This window comes from Mycobacterium angelicum, assembly GCF_002086155.1.
In the GTDB taxonomy this organism is placed as follows: domain Bacteria; phylum Actinomycetota; class Actinomycetes; order Mycobacteriales; family Mycobacteriaceae; genus Mycobacterium; species Mycobacterium angelicum.
Genome location: NZ_MVHE01000021.1, coordinates 59508 through 76209 on the forward strand (window position 1 = coordinate 59508; position 16702 = coordinate 76209).

Genomic DNA, 16702 nt, shown 5'->3' on the forward strand with positions numbered 1-16702 from the left:
ATGACGTTGCGAGTGGTTCCCGAGGGGCTGGCTGCGACCAGCGCGGCGGTGGAGGCGCTGACGGCTCGATTGGCCGCCGCCCACGCGAGCGCGACTCCACTGATCACCGCGGTGGCGCCACCGGCGGCCGATCCGGTGTCGCTGCAGACCGCGGCCGGGTTCAGCGCCCAGGGCCAGGAACACGCCGTCGTTGCCGCGCAAGGGGTTACAGAGCTCGGTCGTGCCGGTGTCGGGGTCGGCGAAGCCGGCGCAGGTTATCTCGCCGGTGATGCCGCGGCCGCCGCGACCTACGGGATCGCCGGCGCCTGAGCATGTTTGGGCCCATCTGGATCGCTTCGCCGCCGGAGGTGCATTCGGCGTTGCTGAGCAGTGGTCCGGGGCCGGGGCCGCTGTTGGCGGCCGCCGGATCCTGGAACTCGCTCAGCGCCGAATACGCTTCGGCGGCAGCCGAACTCAGCGGACTGCTGGGCGCGGTTCAAGCGGGCGCCTGGGCGGGCCCGAGCGCCGAACAGTATGTGGCCGCGCATCTGCCATACCTGGCTTGGCTGATTCAGGCCAGCGCCGATGCGGCCGGTGTGGCGGCCCAGCACGAGACGGCCGCGGCGGCCTACACCACCGCCCTGGCCGCGATGCCCACGCTGGCCGAGCTGACCGCCAACCACGTCATCCACGGCGTCTTGGTGGCAACGAATTTCTTTGGCATCAACACGATTCCGATCGCCCTCAACGAAGCCGACTATCTGCGGATGTGGCTGCAGGCCGCGGCGACCATGGGCCTGTATCAGGCGGCCTCGGGTGCGGCACTCGCCTCGGCGCCACGCACCGCCCCGGCACCCGTTGTGGTCCGCCCCGGTGCGGCTCAGGCGGCGGACCCCTGGCAATGGCTCCTGCAGGTGCTCGAGCAGCTGTTAAAGGCTTATATCGACTCGTTCGCCTGGATGTACCAACTCATCTTCGAGTTCCTGCAGCATCCCATTCAGAACACGATCAAGATCATCGTCGCCTTCCTGACCAATCCGTGGGCGGCGATCATCACCTACGGCCCGCTGCTGTTCGCACTGGGCTACCAGATCTTCTTCAACCTGGTCGGCTGGCCCACCTGGGCACTGATCTTGAGCTCTCCGTTCCTGTTGCCGATCGGACTCAGCCTGGGGCTGAGCGCAATAGCGTTGCTGCCCACCGAGGTTGCACCGGTTCTGGTTCCGGTAGCCGGGGTGGCGCCGCTGGTCACCGCGGCCGGGTCGGCGTGGCCGGTGGCGACAGTGGCGCCAACGGTGACCGGCACGGGCGGGACGCCGGCGTCAACAGGTACGGGTGCCTCGGCGGGCACCGCGCCCGTTTCGACCGCTCCGGCCAGCGCGACGTTTGCCTACGCGGTGGGCGGCGGCGCCGATTGGGGGACCGGGTTCGGGCCGACGTTGGGTCCCCGCAGTGGCGCCAAGGCGCCCGCGGCGACGGTTCCGGCGGCCGCTGCGGCGGCGGCAAGCCGGGCGCAGTCCCGGGCGCGCCGGCGCCGGAAAACCGAACTGCGCGACTACGGCGACGAATACCTGGACCTGGGCGCCGACATCGGTGTCTCGCCCGATTACGGTGTGCAGGAGTCGAATTCGGGCGCCTCGATGCTGGGATTCGCCGGGACGGCCATCCAGGAACCGGTGCTGCAGGCCGCCGGATTGGCGGCACTGGACGGCGACGAGTTCGGCGGCGGTCCGACCATGCCGATGATGCCCGGCACCTGGGATCAGGCTGCAGACGGAAGGGGGCCGCAAAGTTAAACGCATGCCGAATCGAGTGGACCTGAAAAAGTCGAAAGGAGAGACGCTATGAGTCTTTTGGATGCACACATTCCCCAATTGGTGGCCTCGCAGTCGGCGTTCGCCGCCAAGGCGGGGCTGATGCGGCACACCATCGGTCAGGCCGAGCAGGCGGCGATGTCCGCGCAGGCGTTCCACCAGGGCGAGTCGGCGGCGGCGTTCCAGGCCGCGCACGCGCGTTTCGTCGAGGTGGCGGCCAAGGTCAACACCCTGCTCGACATCGCACAGGCGAACCTGGGTGACGCGGCGGGCACCTATGTGGCCACCGACGCCGCCGCCGCGTCGACCTATACGGGCTTCTAAATCCGCCGTTCACAGCGAAAGGACTTGTGATGTCACAGATCATGTACAACTACCCGGCGATGCTGGCGCACGCGGGGGATATGGCGGGTTACGCCGGCACCATGCAGGGGCTGGGCGCCGACATCTCGGCCGAGCAGGCCGCGTTGTCGAATGCCTGGCAGGGTGACACCGGAATGACGTACCAGGCGTGGCAGGTGCAGTGGAACCAGGCCATGGAAGACCTGGTACGCGCCTACCAGTCGATGGCCAGCACGCACGAGGCCAACACCACGGCCATGATGGCGCGCGACGGCGCCGAAGCCGCCAAGTGGGGCGGTTAACCGTTTAGATGCAGTCTGAGCCCAACGCCGTCGAGCTGACGGTCGATCACGCCTGGTTCATCGCGGAAACCATCGGGGCGGGCAGCTTCCCCTGGGTGCTGGCGATCACCACGCCGTATTGCGATGCCGCGCAGCGCAATACGTTCTTCGACCGTCAGCGCGATGAACTGACCCAGCTGGGTCTGATGTCGGAATCCGGTGTCATCAACCAGGCGGTCGCCGACTGGATCAAAGTGGTCTGTTTCCCCGACCGGTGGCTCGATCTGCGCTTCCTGGGGCCCGGTTCGGCCACCGGCTCGGATGAGTTGCTGCGCGGTGTCGTCGCGCTACGCAGCGGCGGCAAGGCGGTGGTGGCATTGCGTAGCGCGCAGTTGATCACCTTCACCGCAATGGAAATCGACGACGCGCGGGCGCTGGTGCCGGTTCTCGGTGTCGGGCTGGCGCAGCGGCCACCGGCCGCCTTCGAGGAGTTCAGCATGCCGACGCGGGTGGGCGCCCGGGCCGACGAGCGATTGCGGTCGGGTACGCCGCTCGCCGAAGTCGTTGAGTACCTGGGTATTCCGGCATCGGCGCGGCCGGTGGTGGAATCGGTGTTCTCCGGCCCGCGCAGCTACGTCGAGATCGTCGCCGGCTGTAACCGCGACGGCCGGCACACCACCACCGAGGTCGGGCTGAGCATCGTCGACACGACGGCGGGACGCGTGCTGGTCAGTCCGTCCCGGGCCTTCGACGGCGAATGGGTTTCGACGTTCGCCCCCGGAACTCCCTTCGCGATCGCCGTAGCGGTCGAACAGCTGACCGCCTGCCTGCCGGACGGGCCATGGTTCGCCGGCCAGCGGTTGTCCCGAGACTTCTCCGGTCAAACGTCCTGAAATCCTCCTGACACCAGAAAGAGAGCACGATGTCTCAGCAACGGCCCCAACGTATCTGGAGGGTTCGATGACGTCCGGAACCGTCATGCCGATCGTCCGCGTCGCCATCCTGGCGGAGAGCCGGCTGACGGAGATGGCCCTGCCCGCGGAGTTGCCGCTGCGCGAAATCCTGCCCGCGGTGCAGCGGCTGGTGGTTCCCGCTACCGGCGACGCCGACGGCGGCGAGCCCGAATCCGGTGCGGCCGTACACCTGAGCCTGGCTCCCATCGGCGGCGCGCCGTTCAGCCTGGACGCCAGCCTGGACACGGTCGGCGTCGTCGACGGCGATCTGCTTGCGCTGCAGCCGGTGCCCGCCGGCCCGGCCGCACCGGGCATCGTCGAGGACATCGCCGATGCGGCCATGATCTTCTCGGCGTCGCGGCTAAAGGCGTGGGGCACAACACATATCCAGCGCGGCGCGCTGGCCGCCGTGATCGCGGTGACGCTGCTGGCCACCGGCCTATCGGTCACCTACCGGGTGGCCACCGGTGCGCTGGCCGGCCTGGTCGCGGTCAGCGCCATCGCGGCGGTGATCGCGATAGTCGGGTTGCTGATCTCGGCTCGCAGCCCACGCACCGGGGTCGCACTGTCGGTCGCGGCGCTGGTGCCCATCGGCGCCGCCCTGGCGCTGGCGGTGCCGGGCAGGTTCGGCCCGGCCCAGATATTGCTGGCCGCGGCCGGGGTGACGGCGTGGTCGCTGATCGCGCTGATGGTCCCCAGCGCCGAACGCGAGCGGGAGGTCGCCTTCTTCACCGCGGTCGCGGTTTTCGGCGCCGGGATACTGCTGGCCGCCGGAGCGTTACTGCTCTGGCAGCTGCCGCTGCGCAGCATCGGTTGCGGGCTGATCGTCGCCGCGCTGTTGGTCACCATCCAGGCAGCTCAGCTGTCGGCCCTGTGGGCGCGTTTCCCGTTGCCGGTCATCCCGGCGCCGGGGGACCCCACCCCGTCGGCGCCATCGCTGCGGGTGCTCGAGGATCTGCCGCGGCGGGTTCGTGTCAGCGACGCCCACCAAAGCGGTTTCATCGCCGCCGCCGTACTCCTTAGCGCGCTGGGATCGGTGGCGATCGCGCTGCGTCCGGACACCTTGAGCGTGGTGGGCTGGTACGTGGTGGCCGCCACGGGGGCCACCGCCGCGCTGCGGGCACGGGTATGGGATTCGGCGGCGTGCAAGGCGTGGCTGTTGGCTCAGCCCCATCTGGTGGCCGGAACACTGCTGGTGATCTACACCGCAACCGGGCACTACGCCGCCGCCTTGGGTGCGGCGCTGGTGCTTGCCGTGCTGGTGCTGGCCTGGGTCGTCGTCGCGCTCAACCCGGGCATCGCGTCGCCGGACAGCTACTCACTGCCGCTGCGCCGGCTGCTGGGGTTCGTCGCCGCCGGCCTGGACGCGTCGCTGATCCCCGTGATGGCCTACCTGGTCGGTCTGTTCACCTGGGTGCTCAATCGATGATGCGGGCCGGATCGGCTTGCTGCACTGCGGCTTTGACCGTCGCGGTGTGGGCTGCTCCGCCGGCGCTGGCGATCACTCCGCCGGTGGTCGACACCGCGACGGCGCCGCCGAGCGGAACGCCCGGGCCGGTGCAGTCGATGGAGCAGCGCGGCCCGTGCAGTGTTACCGGCATTATCCCGGGCACCGACCCGGGCCTTCCGACACCGAGCCAGGCCATGCTGAATCTGCCTGCGGCATGGCAGTTTTCCCGCGGCGAGGGTCAGCTGGTGGCGGTCATCGACACCGGTGTTCAGCCGGGTCCGCGGTTGCCCAACGTCGATGCCGGTGGTGACTTCGTGGACACGACCGACGGGCTCACCGATTGCGACGGGCATGGCACGCTGGTCGCCGGCATCGTCGCGGGACAACCGGGTGACGACGGATTCTCCGGAGTCGCGCCGGCCGCGCGGGTGCTGGCCATCCGGGCGACGTCGGCCAAGTTCTCACCGCAGACACCCGGCGGGGATCCGCTGCTGGCGCGCGCCTCGCTGGACATCGCCGCGCTGGGCCGGGCCATCGTGCACGCCGCCGACCGCGGCGCGCGGGTGATCAACATCTCGGCGATCACCTGCCTGCCCGCCGATCGGCCCGTCGACCAGGCCGCGCTCGGGGCGGCGATCCGGTATGCGGCGGTGGACAAGGACGCCGTCATCGTGGCCGCCGCGGGCAACAGTGGCTCGAACGGTTCGGCCGCGGGCGGCGCGTCGTGTGACTCCAATCCGCTGACCGATCTGAGCCGTCCGGAAGATCCCCGCAACTGGGCCGGCGTCACGTCGGTCTCCATCCCGTCGTGGTGGCAGCCCTACGTGTTGTCGGTGGGCTCGCTGACCCCGGAGGGGCGCCCGTCGAAGTTCACCATGGCCGGGCCGTGGGTGGGTATCGCGGCGCCCGGCGAGAACATCGCGTCGGTGAGCAACGGGGACTCCGGGGGATTGGCCAATGGGCTGCCCGACGAGCACCGGCAACTGGTCGCGCTCAGCGGCACCAGCTACGCGGCGGGTTACGTCTCGGGCGTGGCGGCGCTGGTCCGCAGCAAGTACCCCGGGCTGCCGGCCACGGAGGTGGTGCGCCGCCTCACCGCGACCGCGCACAACGGCGGCCGCGACCCCTCCAACATCGTCGGCGCCGGCAGCGTGGACGCGGTGGCCGCGCTGACCTGGCAACTGCCGGCCGGTAACCAGCCCGCGGCGCCGGCAAAACCGGTAGCCCTGCCGCCGGCACCGGCGCCCAAGGACAACACCCCGCGCAACGTCGCATTCGCCGGAGCCGGCGCGCTGGCGTTGCTGGTCGCGCTCACCGCAGTGACGGTGGCGATATCGCGCCGACGAAAGGAGCCCGCGTCGTGAGCATCCCGCGTCCCGGAAGCGGCCGGATCAGCCTGGCCCTGCTGGCCGTGGTTCCCGCCGCGCTGGCCTACCCGTGGCAGACGACGCGTGATTACTGGCTGCTCGGCATCGCCGCCGGCGTGCTGATCGTGCTGTTCGGCTGGTGGCGCGAACTGTACTTCACCACCATGCTGCGCCGCCGGTTCGCCATCATCGGCAGGCGGCGCGGGGTCACCGACTCCGGAAGCGACACGCGCAGCACGGCGCTGCTGTGGGTAAAGCCCCCGGCCGCCGACACCGACCTGCTGCCGTTGCCGTTGATCGCCAGCTACCTGGACGCCTACGGGATCCGCGCGGACACCATCCGGATCACCAGCCGCGACACCTCGGCCGGCGAACGTCAGACCTGGATCGGGCTGACCATCTCGGCTGCCGATAACCTGGCGGCGCTGCAGGCACGCTCGGCGCGCATCCCGCTGCACGAGACCGCTGAGGTCGCCGCGCGACGGCTCGCCGATCACCTGCGTGAGATCGGCTGGGACGCCGGCACGGTTGTGCCCGAAGACGTCCCGGTGCTGGTGGCTGCGGATGCCCGCGAAACCTGGACCGCGCTGCGCCAGGGCGACTCGGACTACCTTACGGCGTACGGGATTTCGGACACCGCGGAGTTGCCGGAAACGTTGGCCGCGATCCGGGCGCACCCCGCCCGCGAGACGTGGACGGCGCTGCAAATCGCCGGTGACCGAAGCAATTACACGATTGCCGCGGCCTGCGCCTTCCGGACCGATGAGCCACCGGCGGGTGCCCCGCCGGTCGCCGGCCTTACCGCCCAACGCGGACAACAACTTCCGGCGCTGCTGGCGATGGATCCGCCGGCGACCCGGCGACTGGCCGCAGCCCGCTAGTCGAACATGAAGCCGTGCAGGAACGGTGTCATCCGCCGCAGGTAGTCCAGCTGGCTCACGTGCAGCACGTGGTTGCCGGGGAACCAGTGCAACGCGCACTTATCCCAATGCTCCCAGAGCATTACGGCGTGGTCCGGTGGAGCCATCCGATCACCCAGGCCGGTGATGATCATCCGGCGCTCTTTGGGCAGCAGCGGCGGGTAATTCATCGGGCCGTGGTAGGACAGCCCCGCCGCCAGCTCGGCACGGCTGATGCCGGACAGCCGCAAGCCCAGCCCGACCAGCTTGCTGGCCGGGAACCACTGATCGAACAACCTTCCGGGCATGACGACCGGGCAGTTGGGGATGACCGCCTCGAGCCGGTCTTCGACCGAGGCCACCAGCGCCGATGTGTAGCCGCCCAACGATATTCCGGTGAGTGCGATGCGTTCGACCCCGATGCGGCGCAGGTAGTCCACGACGGAACGAAAGTCGTGCACCGCCTGGGCCATCGACTCGGCGAAGCCGGACAGGCCGCTGGAGAAAAAGCCGTAACCACTGAACGGTGAATGCTTTTCGGCCCGCTTGCTGTGAAAAGGCAACGTGTACAACAGCACGTCGTACCCGGACCGGTAATACCAGGGCAGCGAGAAGAACAGCCCGTTCAGCAGGTAGGACGACCCCATGAAGCCGTGAATGACGCACAGCGTGGGGCGTGGACCGTCGTCATGGCGCCAATGCTGGGCGCGCACGATGTTGTTGGCGGTCAACGCACCCCACTGCTTGCGCAGGTTGGGGTTGATCGCCCGGAAGCTGCTGGGGAAGGAGATGTTGTCGACGGTGCCGTGGGCGATCCACTCCGCCAGTGGGCTGGCCCGCCGGGACGCGACCCGGGGCGGCTCCGTCGGCGCCGGAAACGACTTCGCTGGGTCGTGTTCGGCCGCAAGCTCTGCATAGAAGTTCAGGTTGCTGCGCTCACTGCCGGAATCGGCACGGTGCATGGCGGTGGCGACGACGGCCGGCGCCACGGTGGTGCAGAGCACCGAGGAAACCGCGGTGCGCAGCGCGATGTCCCCGATCGCCGAGGACTCGACGACCAGGCGCTGGCGTGGCGACAGCGCCGAAAGTGGCGGCAGACCCTCGGCGCCGGCGTCGGCACCGGGAACGTTGGGAAGGGGGACCGGCGGATCGATCGGGTCGGCTGGACTTTCAGCCCCGATTTCACCGTTATGCATGGCCCCCGACGCCTCCGAGGTCTCAGACATCTCCTCGATGGTAACCCGGCCTCCCCGGTACGGTTTGTCTATACGCCCGGCGAGCGACGGTGCTGATCAGGAGGACCGCAATGTGGGATCCCGACGTCTACCTGGCCTTTGCCGATCATCGGAGCCGTCCCTTCTACGACTTGCTGTCCCGGGTGGGCGCCGAACGGGCCCGGCGGGTTGTCGACCTGGGCTGCGGCCCCGGACACCTGACGAAGTACCTGGCGCGACGCTGGCCCGAGGCGGTGATCGAGGCCATGGACAGTTCGCCGGAGATGGTGGGCGCCGCCCGGGAACGCGGCGTCGACGCCAGCATCGGCGACTTGCGCACCTGGAAGCCGCAGCCCGACACCGATGTAGTGGTCAGCAACGCGGCCCTGCACTGGGTGCCCGAGCACTCCGACCTGCTGGTCCGGTGGGCCGGCGAACTCGCCCCGGGATCGTGGATCGGTGTGCAGATCCCGGGCAACTTCGAAACGGCGTCACATGCGGCCGTGCGGGCGCTGGCCCGCCGCGAACCCTTCGCAACGGTCATGCGCGACATACCTTTTCGGGTGGGCGCGGTGGTGCACCCGCCGACCCAGTATGCCGACCTGTTGATGGACGCCGGTTGCAAGGTCGACGTCTGGGAGACGACATACCTGCACCAACTCGCCGGCGAGCATCCGGTGCTGGAATGGATCACCGGCACCGCGCTGGTGCCGGTGCGCGAACGGCTCGACGAACAGGGCTGGGAACAGTTCCGCCAGGAACTCATCCCGCTGCTCGACGACGCTTACCCGCGCCGCGCCGACGGCACCACCATCTTCCCGTTCCGGCGGGTGTTCATCGTGGCCGAAGTGGGTGGCGCGCGCCGCTCAGCCGGGTAGCTCGATGCCGCGGTCGACGGCGATCGCCGAGCGGCTGGTCGGCGTCCTGTGGTGGATCTGCAGATACGTTTCGGTATAGCGCTCGGCGATGCGGGTGCCGGCGAAATCCGAAGGTATGACGTCGTTGGTCCGTTGCCGCCAAGCGTTGAGCCGGACAGCGAGATCGGCGGCGATCGCGTGCATGTCCTCGCCGTGTGCACCGTTTAGCAGATTGTTCGTCTCGGTGGGGTCGTTGCGCAGATCGTAGAGTTCACGTTCGGGACGGGGCGCGGTGACGAACGGCGCGACCGCCTGCCCGGACGGACTCGCCTCGATATCCCACGGCAGATCCAGCAGCGGCCGCGGCACATAGTTCTCTATGTAGCTGTATTCCTTGGTGCGGATCGCCCGGATCGGATCGAACGAGTCGTGATAGGTCTTCGTGGTGAACACCTGGTCACGCGCCGGGTCGGCATGCACGTTCGGTGCCAGGATGGCGTGGGCGTGTGAGACACCCTCGACTTCGGCCGGTACCTCCAGACCCAGCAGGGTCAGCAGCGTGGGAACCAGATCCACCCCGCTGAACAGCTCGTCATAGACGCGGGGCGGCGCCATTCGGCGGGTTGGCGGGCGGATCATCATCGCGATGCCCGTTCCGGCTTCGTACAACGTGGATTTCGCCCGCGGGAACGCCGCCCCGTGATCGGTGAAGAACACCACCCAGGTGTTGGCGTCCAGCCCGGTTTCGGCCAGCGTGTCCAGTAACCTGCCGACCGCGGTGTCGGCGGTAACGATGGACCCGTAAAAATCCGCGAGATCCTGGCGCACGTCTGGGGTGTCGGGAAGGGATTCCGGCACTTCCACTTCGGCGCTGTCGGCCGGTTCGTACCGGTCGTGCGGATAGGGGCGGTGGGTTTCGAAGAACCCGGCCGTCAACAGGAACGGTTGCCCAGTCAGGGTCGGGGCGCTGTCGCGCAGCCACTCTTGGGCCTTCTCGACGACGTATTCGCAGTAGGAATTCGACACGTCGAATTCGTCGAATCCCAGCCGCGCCGGGTAGGACGTCTCGTGCTGCATCCCGAAAAGTGCCGAGTACCAACCGGATTCAGCGAGCAGCTGCGGCAGGGTCCGGACGTCGTTGCGGTACTCCCAGCCGTGGTGGGCCAGGCCCACCAGCCCATTGCTCTGCGGGTAGCGGCCGGTGAACAGCGATCCCCGCGACGGCGTGCATAACGGCGCGGTGGCGTGCGCCCTGGTGAACAGAATGCCTTGGGCGGCAAGCTGATCCAGTCGCGGGCTGTAGACATCCGAGTGACCGTAGGCGCCCAGATAGCGCCCCAGGTCGTGCCAATGCACGATGAGCACGTTGTCCGGTGCGTCGTTCGGCACGTCATCGGTCATTCGCTACCGCCCATCCGTTCTCCGACACGAACTCCGACAGGGGTCGCGCGAACGCCCAGCCGTCCAATTCCAGCGCGGGCCGATCCGGGAACTCGGGCACCGGGCCAAGACACAGGATGGCCACCGGTTCGGCGTCGTCGGGCAGGTTCAGCAGGGCCGCCAGCGCACCCGGATCGAACAGGGACACCCAGCCCATGCCAAGGCCTTCGGAGCGGGCGGCCAGCCACAGATTCTGAATTGCGCACGATACCGAGGCCAGATCCATCTGCGGCAGCGTGCGCCGGCCGAAGATGTGGGCGTCGCGGCCCTCGCCCAGTGCGACCACCAGCAGCTCGGCGCACTCAAGAATGCCCTCGACCTTCAGCGCCAGAAACTCCTCGCCCCGCGGGCCGAGGGCGCGGGCGGTGAGCGCCCGCTCCTGATCCACCAGCGCGTGGATGCGCTCGCGCAGCCGATCGTCGGTGATGCGAATGAAGCGCCACGGCTGCATCAGGCCGACGCTGGGCGCCGCGTGCGCGGCCTGGAGCAGCCGCGCCAGTACTTCTTCGGGCACCGTGGCGCCGGGCAGGAAGCGGCGCATGTCTCGCCGTTCGGAGATCACGCGATATACGGCCTGTCGCTCCGATGCCGTAAACGCGTGATCCACGATCACGGACTATAGGTGACACCCACCGCCCGGAAGACGTACTCGGGCGGCACATCGAAGTCGAGGGACCGCCGGGGCAGGCGGCTGAGCACGTCTTCTGGGATGTCGGCCTTGAAATGCAGCGAAAGCTCACCGTGAAATTTTGGATCCACCTTGGCGACATCGAGGTCGAGTTGCAGCCCCGTCTCCGAAATCTCGGCCGTCGCGGCGCCGGTCTGCGCTGCGTCCCAGCGCACGTCGATGGCCCGCCCGGCCAGCTTCGGCACCACCGACAGCGTCCCCAGCACCCGCTGCGAGGTGAGGGCCAGTGATCCCACGTAGCTCGCGATGCTGCCCACTGAGCGGAAACCCGGGATGGTGCCGCTGAACCGCCTGGTCACCGCGACGTACTCGGCCAAATAGAGGAGGCCTTCGGCTTCGACCTGAGCCCGCAGATCTTCCGGCAATTTGCCCACGCCGAACCACTTCCGCACAATCACCGCCATGACGCCAGTATGCGGCCGTTTGGCGGTCGGTGCATTGATCGCCGCTGCGGTGGCCCTCGTGATCTACGCCGTGCTCTGGATTGGGCACCTGCACAATTGGGGCTGGCTGCACACTTTCGATTGGGCGTTGCTGAACCCCGCGCACGACATCGGAATCAAGCATTCGTCCTGGGTGCGCTGCTGGGAAGTGGTGTCCTTCGTGCTGGGTCCCGTGGTGCTGCGACCGTTGGGTTTCGTGGTGGCCGCGGTCTCGCTGGTGCAGCGCAACATCCGGATGGCGCTGTTGCTGCTGGTGTGTGCGCCGCTGAACGGAATCATCACGACGGTGGCCAAGGATCTGGCGGGACGCCCTCGGCCGGCGACCGCGCTGGTCTACGCGTCCTCCACGTCGTTTCCGTCCGGGCACGCGCTGGAATCGATAGCAAGTTTGCTGGCGCTGCTGGTTTTCTTCCTGCCGTTGCTCAGAACCCAGGCTCTGCGGGTCGCCGCGATCGCGGCGGCCGCGGTGTGTGTGGTCCTCGTCGGCCTTGCCCGGGTCGCGTTGAACGTGCACCACCCGTCGGACGTGATCGCTGGCTGGGCGCTGGGCTACGTGTATTTCCTGGTGTCGCTGTGGATATTTCGGCCCCGGCTGGTTTGGTCACGCCATGGTGACTCAACCGCTGCTGAACCTTTACTTGACCCTAAGGTTTAGCCGCCCTGACGATTGAGCGATGCGCCGACTGGTAGCCCTGCTGTGTGCTGCGGTGTGCGTCGCGACGGCGGCAGTGATGTTTGCGCCAGTGACGCTCGCTGCCGGCAACCCGTGGTTCGCGAACTCCGTCGGCAACGCCACCCAGGTCGTTTCGGTGGTCTCAACCGGCGGGTCGAACGCGAAGATGGATATCTATCAGCGCACCGCGGCCGGCTGGCAGCCGCTGAAAACCGGCATTCCCACCCACGTCGGCTCGGCGGGAATGGCGCCCCAGGCCAAGAGCGGCTATCCCGCGACGCCCATGGGTGTGTACAGCCTCGACTCCGCGTTCGGCACCGCGCCCAATCCCGGTGGCGGGCTGCCCTACACGCAGGTCGGACCCAATCACTGGTGGAGCGGCGACGACGGCAGCCCCACCTTCAACAGCATGCAGGTATGCCAGAAGGCGCAGTGCCCGTTCAACACGGCCGAAAGTGAGAACCTGCAGATCCCGCAGTACAAGCATTCGGTGGTGATGGGGGTGAACAAGAACAAGACGCCCGGCGGCGGTTCGGCGTTCTTCTTCCACACCACCGACGGCGGCGCCACCGCGGGTTGTGTGGCGATCGACGACGCCACCCTGGTGCAGATCATCCGCTGGCTGAAGCCCGGCGCGGTGATCGCGATCGCCAAGTAGGGCGTTAAAGGGCTACCGCGCGGCCGGCCTTGACCTTGAAGTCGAGCGCCTTCAGCGACATCGTCGCGTCGTAGGTCCGGTCGTAGCCGGTCGCGCTGATCTTCCAGCCGTCCTCGGTGCGCCGGTACTCGTCGCGGTAGAAGGCCGCGCCGATCAGCATGAAGTCGAAGTCGGCGGCGATGACCCGGTCCTGCAGGTACCAGTTGGCCGTCGCGGTATCGCCGGTGACAGTGATCTCCGGGTGGGTCACCCGGTGTTCGGTGAGGATGGCCGGGCCCAGTGAGTTGCGCATGAAGTCCACCAGGTCGGTGCGGTTGGTGAAATGCAACTCCTCACCAAGCGACGGCCCGTAGTCGCCGCGTACGTCCTCGGCCAGCGTGTCGGCGAAGTCGTCCCAGTGTTTGGTATCCAGCGCACGCAGATAGCGGTACTTGACTTGTTTGATCGCTTCGACGTCATCAGCAAGGCTCATCCCGTCATTGCAGCACACCCGCTGTCAAGGTGGCAACCATACCGTTTCGATGACGACACGGCATCGACCAGATACCAATGACGTTGTGACCCAACGACATACGGCGCTGCCGCCGCTATGGTTAACGCTGGCCAACGACCCTATCGACGAAAGTATTCGATATATGTACGACCCGCTGGGGTTGTCGATCGGGACTACCAACCTGGTTGCTGCGGTGCACGGAAGCTCACCCGTGACCCGTCGCGCTGTCCTGACCCTGTACCCGCACTGTGCGCCGAAAATCGGTGCACTGGGCCAGAATCCGGACCTGACCGAGTCCGGCACGCTGATGAGCGGCTTCGTGGAGCGCATCGGCGATTCCGTGGCGCTGGTGTCGCCGGACGGGTCCGCGCATGATCCCGACCTGCTGATGGTCGAGGCGCTGGACGCGATGGTGGTCAGTGCCGGCGCCGACGTGAGTTCCGCGGAGATCTCGATTGCCGTTCCCTCGCACTGGAAACCGGCGACGGTGCAGGCGTTGCGCAACGGATTGCGCACCCATGTCGGGTTCGTTCGCAGCGGCATGGCGCCGCGACTGGTGCCGGATTCCATTGCGGCGCTGACGGCGGTGAACGCCGAATTGGGCATTCCCGCAGGCGGTGTGGTGGGGCTGCTGGACTTCGGCGGCTCGGGCACCTATGTCACGCTGGTGGAAACCAAGGCGGACTTCGAACCCGTCAGCGCCACAATGCGTTACGAGGATTTCTGTGGCAACCAGCTCGACCAGGCGCTGCTGCTGCACGTCATCGACATACTCGGCCACGACGACATCGATCCGGAAAGCACCACCGCCGTCGTCCAACTCGGCCAGCTCAGGGAGCAGTGCCGCGAAGCCAAGGAGCGCCTGTCCACCGATGCGGTCACCGAGTTGGCCGCCGAGCTGCGCGGATCCCTATCCAGCGTCCGAGTCACGCGAGACGACTTCGAGAACCTGATCCAGGATCGGCTGACCGGATTCATCTACGCGTTCGACGACATGCTGGCGCGCAACAACGCTGGCTGGGCAGACCTCGCCGCGGTGGTCACGGTTGGCGGCGGCGCCAGCATTCCCCTTGTCGCACAACGTCTTCAGGTTCATACTCGCAGACCGGTGCTGACCGCAGAGCAACCCGCTCAGGCGGCCGCCATGGGCGCGTTGCTGATGGCCACCCGCGGCCAAACGGTCGACCTGCGGACGCGGACCTCGCTCGGTCTAATGGCGGCCGCCGGGGCGGCCAAGGCCGGCAGCGGTGTGATCGATCGGCCGGCCGGCGATGTGCTGGTGATAGACCACGACGCTTTGACCGACCGCGAGCTGGCCTGGTCGCAGACCGAGTTCCCCGGCGAGGTGCCGGTGCGCTTCGCCGGCGATTCGTACAACGAAGAGGGCCCATGCTGGTCGATGCGGCTGAACCTGATCGAGCCGCCCAAGGAACCACCGTGGCGGCGGTTCCGGGTGTCGCAGTTGCTGATCGGGCTCAGCGCGGTGGTCGCCATGACCGCGATCGGCGGTGTGGCGTTCACGCTGACAGCCCTCGAACGGCATCCGGCGCACCACACCCCGGTCAGGCCCAGCGTCGCGCCCCCGAAGCCCAGTGCGGTCCCACCGCCCGTCAGCGCCGAGGTGCCCAGTGCCGCACCGGTCCCCACCAGCGTCCCGCTACCACCACCTCCGTCCGTGGCGCCGCCAGTGCCGCCGTCGGCGGTGGTGCCGTCGCCGGTGCTGACCACCACGCCCCCGCCACCGCTCACCACCACCACGACCGTCCCGCCGCGGGCCACCACGACCGCGCCGACCACGACCCCGACCACGACGCCGACCACGACGCCCGTCACCACGCCGTCGACGACCCCCACGAGCACCGAGCCGGAGGCCACCGAGTCACAGTCCCCGACCACCACGTCGACAGTGAAAATGACGACGGAGTGGTTGCACCTGCCGCTACTACCGGTCCCGATACCGATCCAGGTGCCGGCTCCGCAGAACCCGGCCCCGCAGGACCAGCCCCCGCAGAACCCGTTCCGGAATCCGGGTACCCCCTGATCTGAACGCGAGTAGGGTTCGATCTGGTAGTACTTCGACGGCGGACCGCGCGGTGCGCTCGTCCGCCTGGACCCCTTTGGAGGGGTTATGGACATCGTGCTCGGGGTATCGATGGAGCCCGCGACGGTCCGCCTGGTGCTGATCGAGGGCGAGAACGCCGACGGCGTCACCGTCGAGGAAGACAACTTCGAGGTCGCGGCGAATGAGACCGCGGTGGATCAAGCGATCGCGGCGCTGATCGGCACCCGGGAAGGCGCGGCCGAGGCCGGATACCAGCTGGTGTCGACCGGGGTGACGTGGACGGACCCGGCCGACGTCGGCGCGCTGCGCGCGGCCCTCGCCGCTCGTGACGTGGGCAGCGTCATGCTGGTTTCGCCGTTGCTGGCCGCCGCCGCGCTGGCGCAGACGGTGGGCTGCGCGCTGGACTACAGCCACATCGCGATGCTGTTCGTCGAGGTTGACACGGCGACGCTGGCCGTCGTCGACGTCGCGGACGGCTCGATCGTCGATCTGCACCGGCAGCCCTTCGGGGCGGCCCACGAGTTGGCGACGATCGTCGCCGGCCTCGACGCGCCGGAGTCTCGATCCGACGGTGTGTTCGTCATCGGCTGCGGGGTCGACATCGTCGGCATCAAGCCACTGCTGGAGGCGGCGACATCGCTCGCGGTGAGTGGTCCCGAGGAGCCTTTGACGGCCCTGGCCCGGGGCGCGGCGCTGGCCTCGGCCAATGCGCCGCTGTTCGCGTCGTCGACGGCCGCGCTGGCCTATGCGCTGGACCCTGGTACCGGCGAGGTGAACCCGCGGGCGCTGACCCCCGGCTACCTCGATGTGTGTGCCAATGCCGGGCTGGGCGCGCTGGCCTACAGCGCCCTGGACGATCTGGACGACGAGGCTGACGAGCCCGAAGACGACGACGAAGACGACAGCCCGCGGCGGCGCCGGCCGCTGGTGCTGACCGGCGGCGCAATGGCCGGGATCGCGGCCTTTGCGGCCGGCGTGCTGGTGGTCTCGCTGACCTCCGACGTCCGCCCGGCGGCCGCCACTCAGCCCAGCCCGCCCGCCACGCAGGCCCCCGCGGCGTCACCGCACGAGCAATTCCCCATCGCCAGC

Annotated in this window: 18 protein-coding genes; 13 read left to right on the top strand and 5 right to left on the bottom strand. The window is 68.3% G+C overall.

Translation table 11 applies throughout. The annotated features are described in order from the left end of the window. The 8 genes from BST12_RS14830 (at position 1) to eccE (ending at position 7067) form a co-directional block, all read left to right on the top strand. Positions 1–309, top strand: coding sequence for a PE family protein (locus BST12_RS14830; protein WP_083113881.1), 309 nt, complete (start codon positions 1–3; stop codon positions 307–309). 2 nt (positions 310–311) lie between these two features. Beyond that, on the top strand, positions 312–1775 hold the full coding sequence (locus BST12_RS14835; protein ID WP_083113882.1) for a PPE family protein: 1464 nt from the start codon (positions 312–314) through the stop codon (positions 1773–1775). 48 nt (positions 1776–1823) lie between these two features. Next, positions 1824–2117, top strand: a complete 294-nt coding sequence (gene esxG / locus BST12_RS14840) for a type VII secretion system protein EsxG (protein WP_083113883.1) — start codon at positions 1824–1826, stop codon at positions 2115–2117. Between the two features lie 29 nt (positions 2118–2146). After that, entirely contained in the window at positions 2147–2437 is a 291-nt protein-coding gene (locus BST12_RS14845; protein WP_083113884.1) for a WXG100 family type VII secretion target, read from the top strand. A gap of 8 nt (positions 2438–2445) precedes the next feature. Next, positions 2446–3309: an ESX secretion-associated protein EspG gene (locus BST12_RS14850; RefSeq protein WP_083113885.1), complete on the top strand. Its 864-nt coding sequence runs from the start codon at positions 2446–2448 to the stop codon at positions 3307–3309. Between the two features lie 67 nt (positions 3310–3376). Next, complete coding sequence (eccD, locus tag BST12_RS14855) at positions 3377–4798, top strand: type VII secretion integral membrane protein EccD (RefSeq protein ID WP_083113886.1); 1422 nt, start codon at positions 3377–3379, stop codon at positions 4796–4798. Further along, on the top strand, positions 4795–6183 hold the full coding sequence (gene mycP, locus BST12_RS14860) for a type VII secretion-associated serine protease mycosin (RefSeq protein WP_083113887.1): 1389 nt from the start codon (positions 4795–4797) through the stop codon (positions 6181–6183). Before eccD ends, mycP begins: the two co-directional genes overlap by 4 nt. Then, positions 6180–7067, top strand: coding sequence for a type VII secretion protein EccE (gene eccE, locus BST12_RS14865; RefSeq protein ID WP_083113888.1), 888 nt, complete (start codon positions 6180–6182; stop codon positions 7065–7067). The genes mycP and eccE overlap by 4 nt, the downstream gene beginning before the upstream one ends. Here the strand turns inward: eccE and BST12_RS14870 are convergent. Continuing rightward, positions 7064–8281 (bottom strand): alpha/beta hydrolase, encoded by a 1218-nt coding sequence (locus BST12_RS14870; protein ID WP_083113889.1) that lies wholly within the window; start codon positions 8279–8281, stop codon positions 7064–7066. The genes eccE and BST12_RS14870 overlap by 4 nt on opposite strands. A gap of 110 nt (positions 8282–8391) precedes the next feature. Between BST12_RS14870 and BST12_RS14875 the strand changes: the two genes are divergently transcribed. Then, positions 8392–9177 carry a trans-aconitate 2-methyltransferase gene (locus BST12_RS14875; protein ID WP_083113890.1) on the top strand — a complete coding sequence of 262 codons (786 nt, stop codon included), beginning with the start codon at positions 8392–8394 and terminating at the stop codon, positions 9175–9177. Here the strand turns inward: BST12_RS14875 and BST12_RS14880 are convergent. From BST12_RS14880 to BST12_RS14890, 3 genes are read right to left on the bottom strand one after another with little or no spacing between them, the layout of a single operon-like run. Beyond that, complete coding sequence (locus BST12_RS14880; RefSeq protein ID WP_083113891.1) at positions 9166–10557, bottom strand: sulfatase family protein; 1392 nt, start codon at positions 10555–10557, stop codon at positions 9166–9168. The genes BST12_RS14875 and BST12_RS14880 overlap by 12 nt on opposite strands. Further along, entirely contained in the window at positions 10547–11206 is a 660-nt protein-coding gene (bluB, locus tag BST12_RS14885) for a 5,6-dimethylbenzimidazole synthase (RefSeq protein WP_083113902.1), read from the bottom strand. Before bluB ends, BST12_RS14880 begins: the two co-directional genes overlap by 11 nt. After that, positions 11206–11688 carry a hypothetical protein gene (locus BST12_RS14890; protein WP_083113892.1) on the bottom strand — a complete coding sequence of 161 codons (483 nt, stop codon included), beginning with the start codon at positions 11686–11688 and terminating at the stop codon, positions 11206–11208. Before BST12_RS14890 ends, bluB begins: the two co-directional genes overlap by 1 nt. On the opposite strand from BST12_RS14890, the gene BST12_RS14895 reads away from it, so the two are divergent. After that, complete coding sequence (locus BST12_RS14895; RefSeq protein WP_083113893.1) at positions 11687–12382, top strand: phosphatase PAP2 family protein; 696 nt, start codon at positions 11687–11689, stop codon at positions 12380–12382. The genes BST12_RS14890 and BST12_RS14895 overlap by 2 nt on opposite strands. 19 nt (positions 12383–12401) lie before the next feature. Beyond that, a complete protein-coding gene (locus tag BST12_RS14900; protein WP_083113894.1) occupies positions 12402–13058 on the top strand; it encodes a L,D-transpeptidase family protein in 657 nt (218 codons plus the stop codon). A 4-nt stretch (positions 13059–13062) separates the two neighbouring features. On the opposite strand, the gene BST12_RS14905 is transcribed toward BST12_RS14900, so the two are convergent. Next, positions 13063–13530, bottom strand: coding sequence for a nuclear transport factor 2 family protein (locus BST12_RS14905; protein WP_211281277.1), 468 nt, complete (start codon positions 13528–13530; stop codon positions 13063–13065). 163 nt (positions 13531–13693) lie between these two features. Here BST12_RS14905 and BST12_RS14910 point away from each other — a divergent pair, with 163 nt between their 5' ends. Together BST12_RS14910 and BST12_RS14915 are read left to right on the top strand one after the other, a co-directional pair. Next, positions 13694–15592, top strand: coding sequence for an Hsp70 family protein (locus BST12_RS14910; RefSeq protein WP_083113896.1), 1899 nt, complete (start codon positions 13694–13696; stop codon positions 15590–15592). A gap of 87 nt (positions 15593–15679) precedes the next feature. Next, the coding region (locus tag BST12_RS14915; protein ID WP_083113897.1) for a DUF7159 family protein at positions 15680–16702 on the top strand (1023 nt) is incomplete at its 3' end.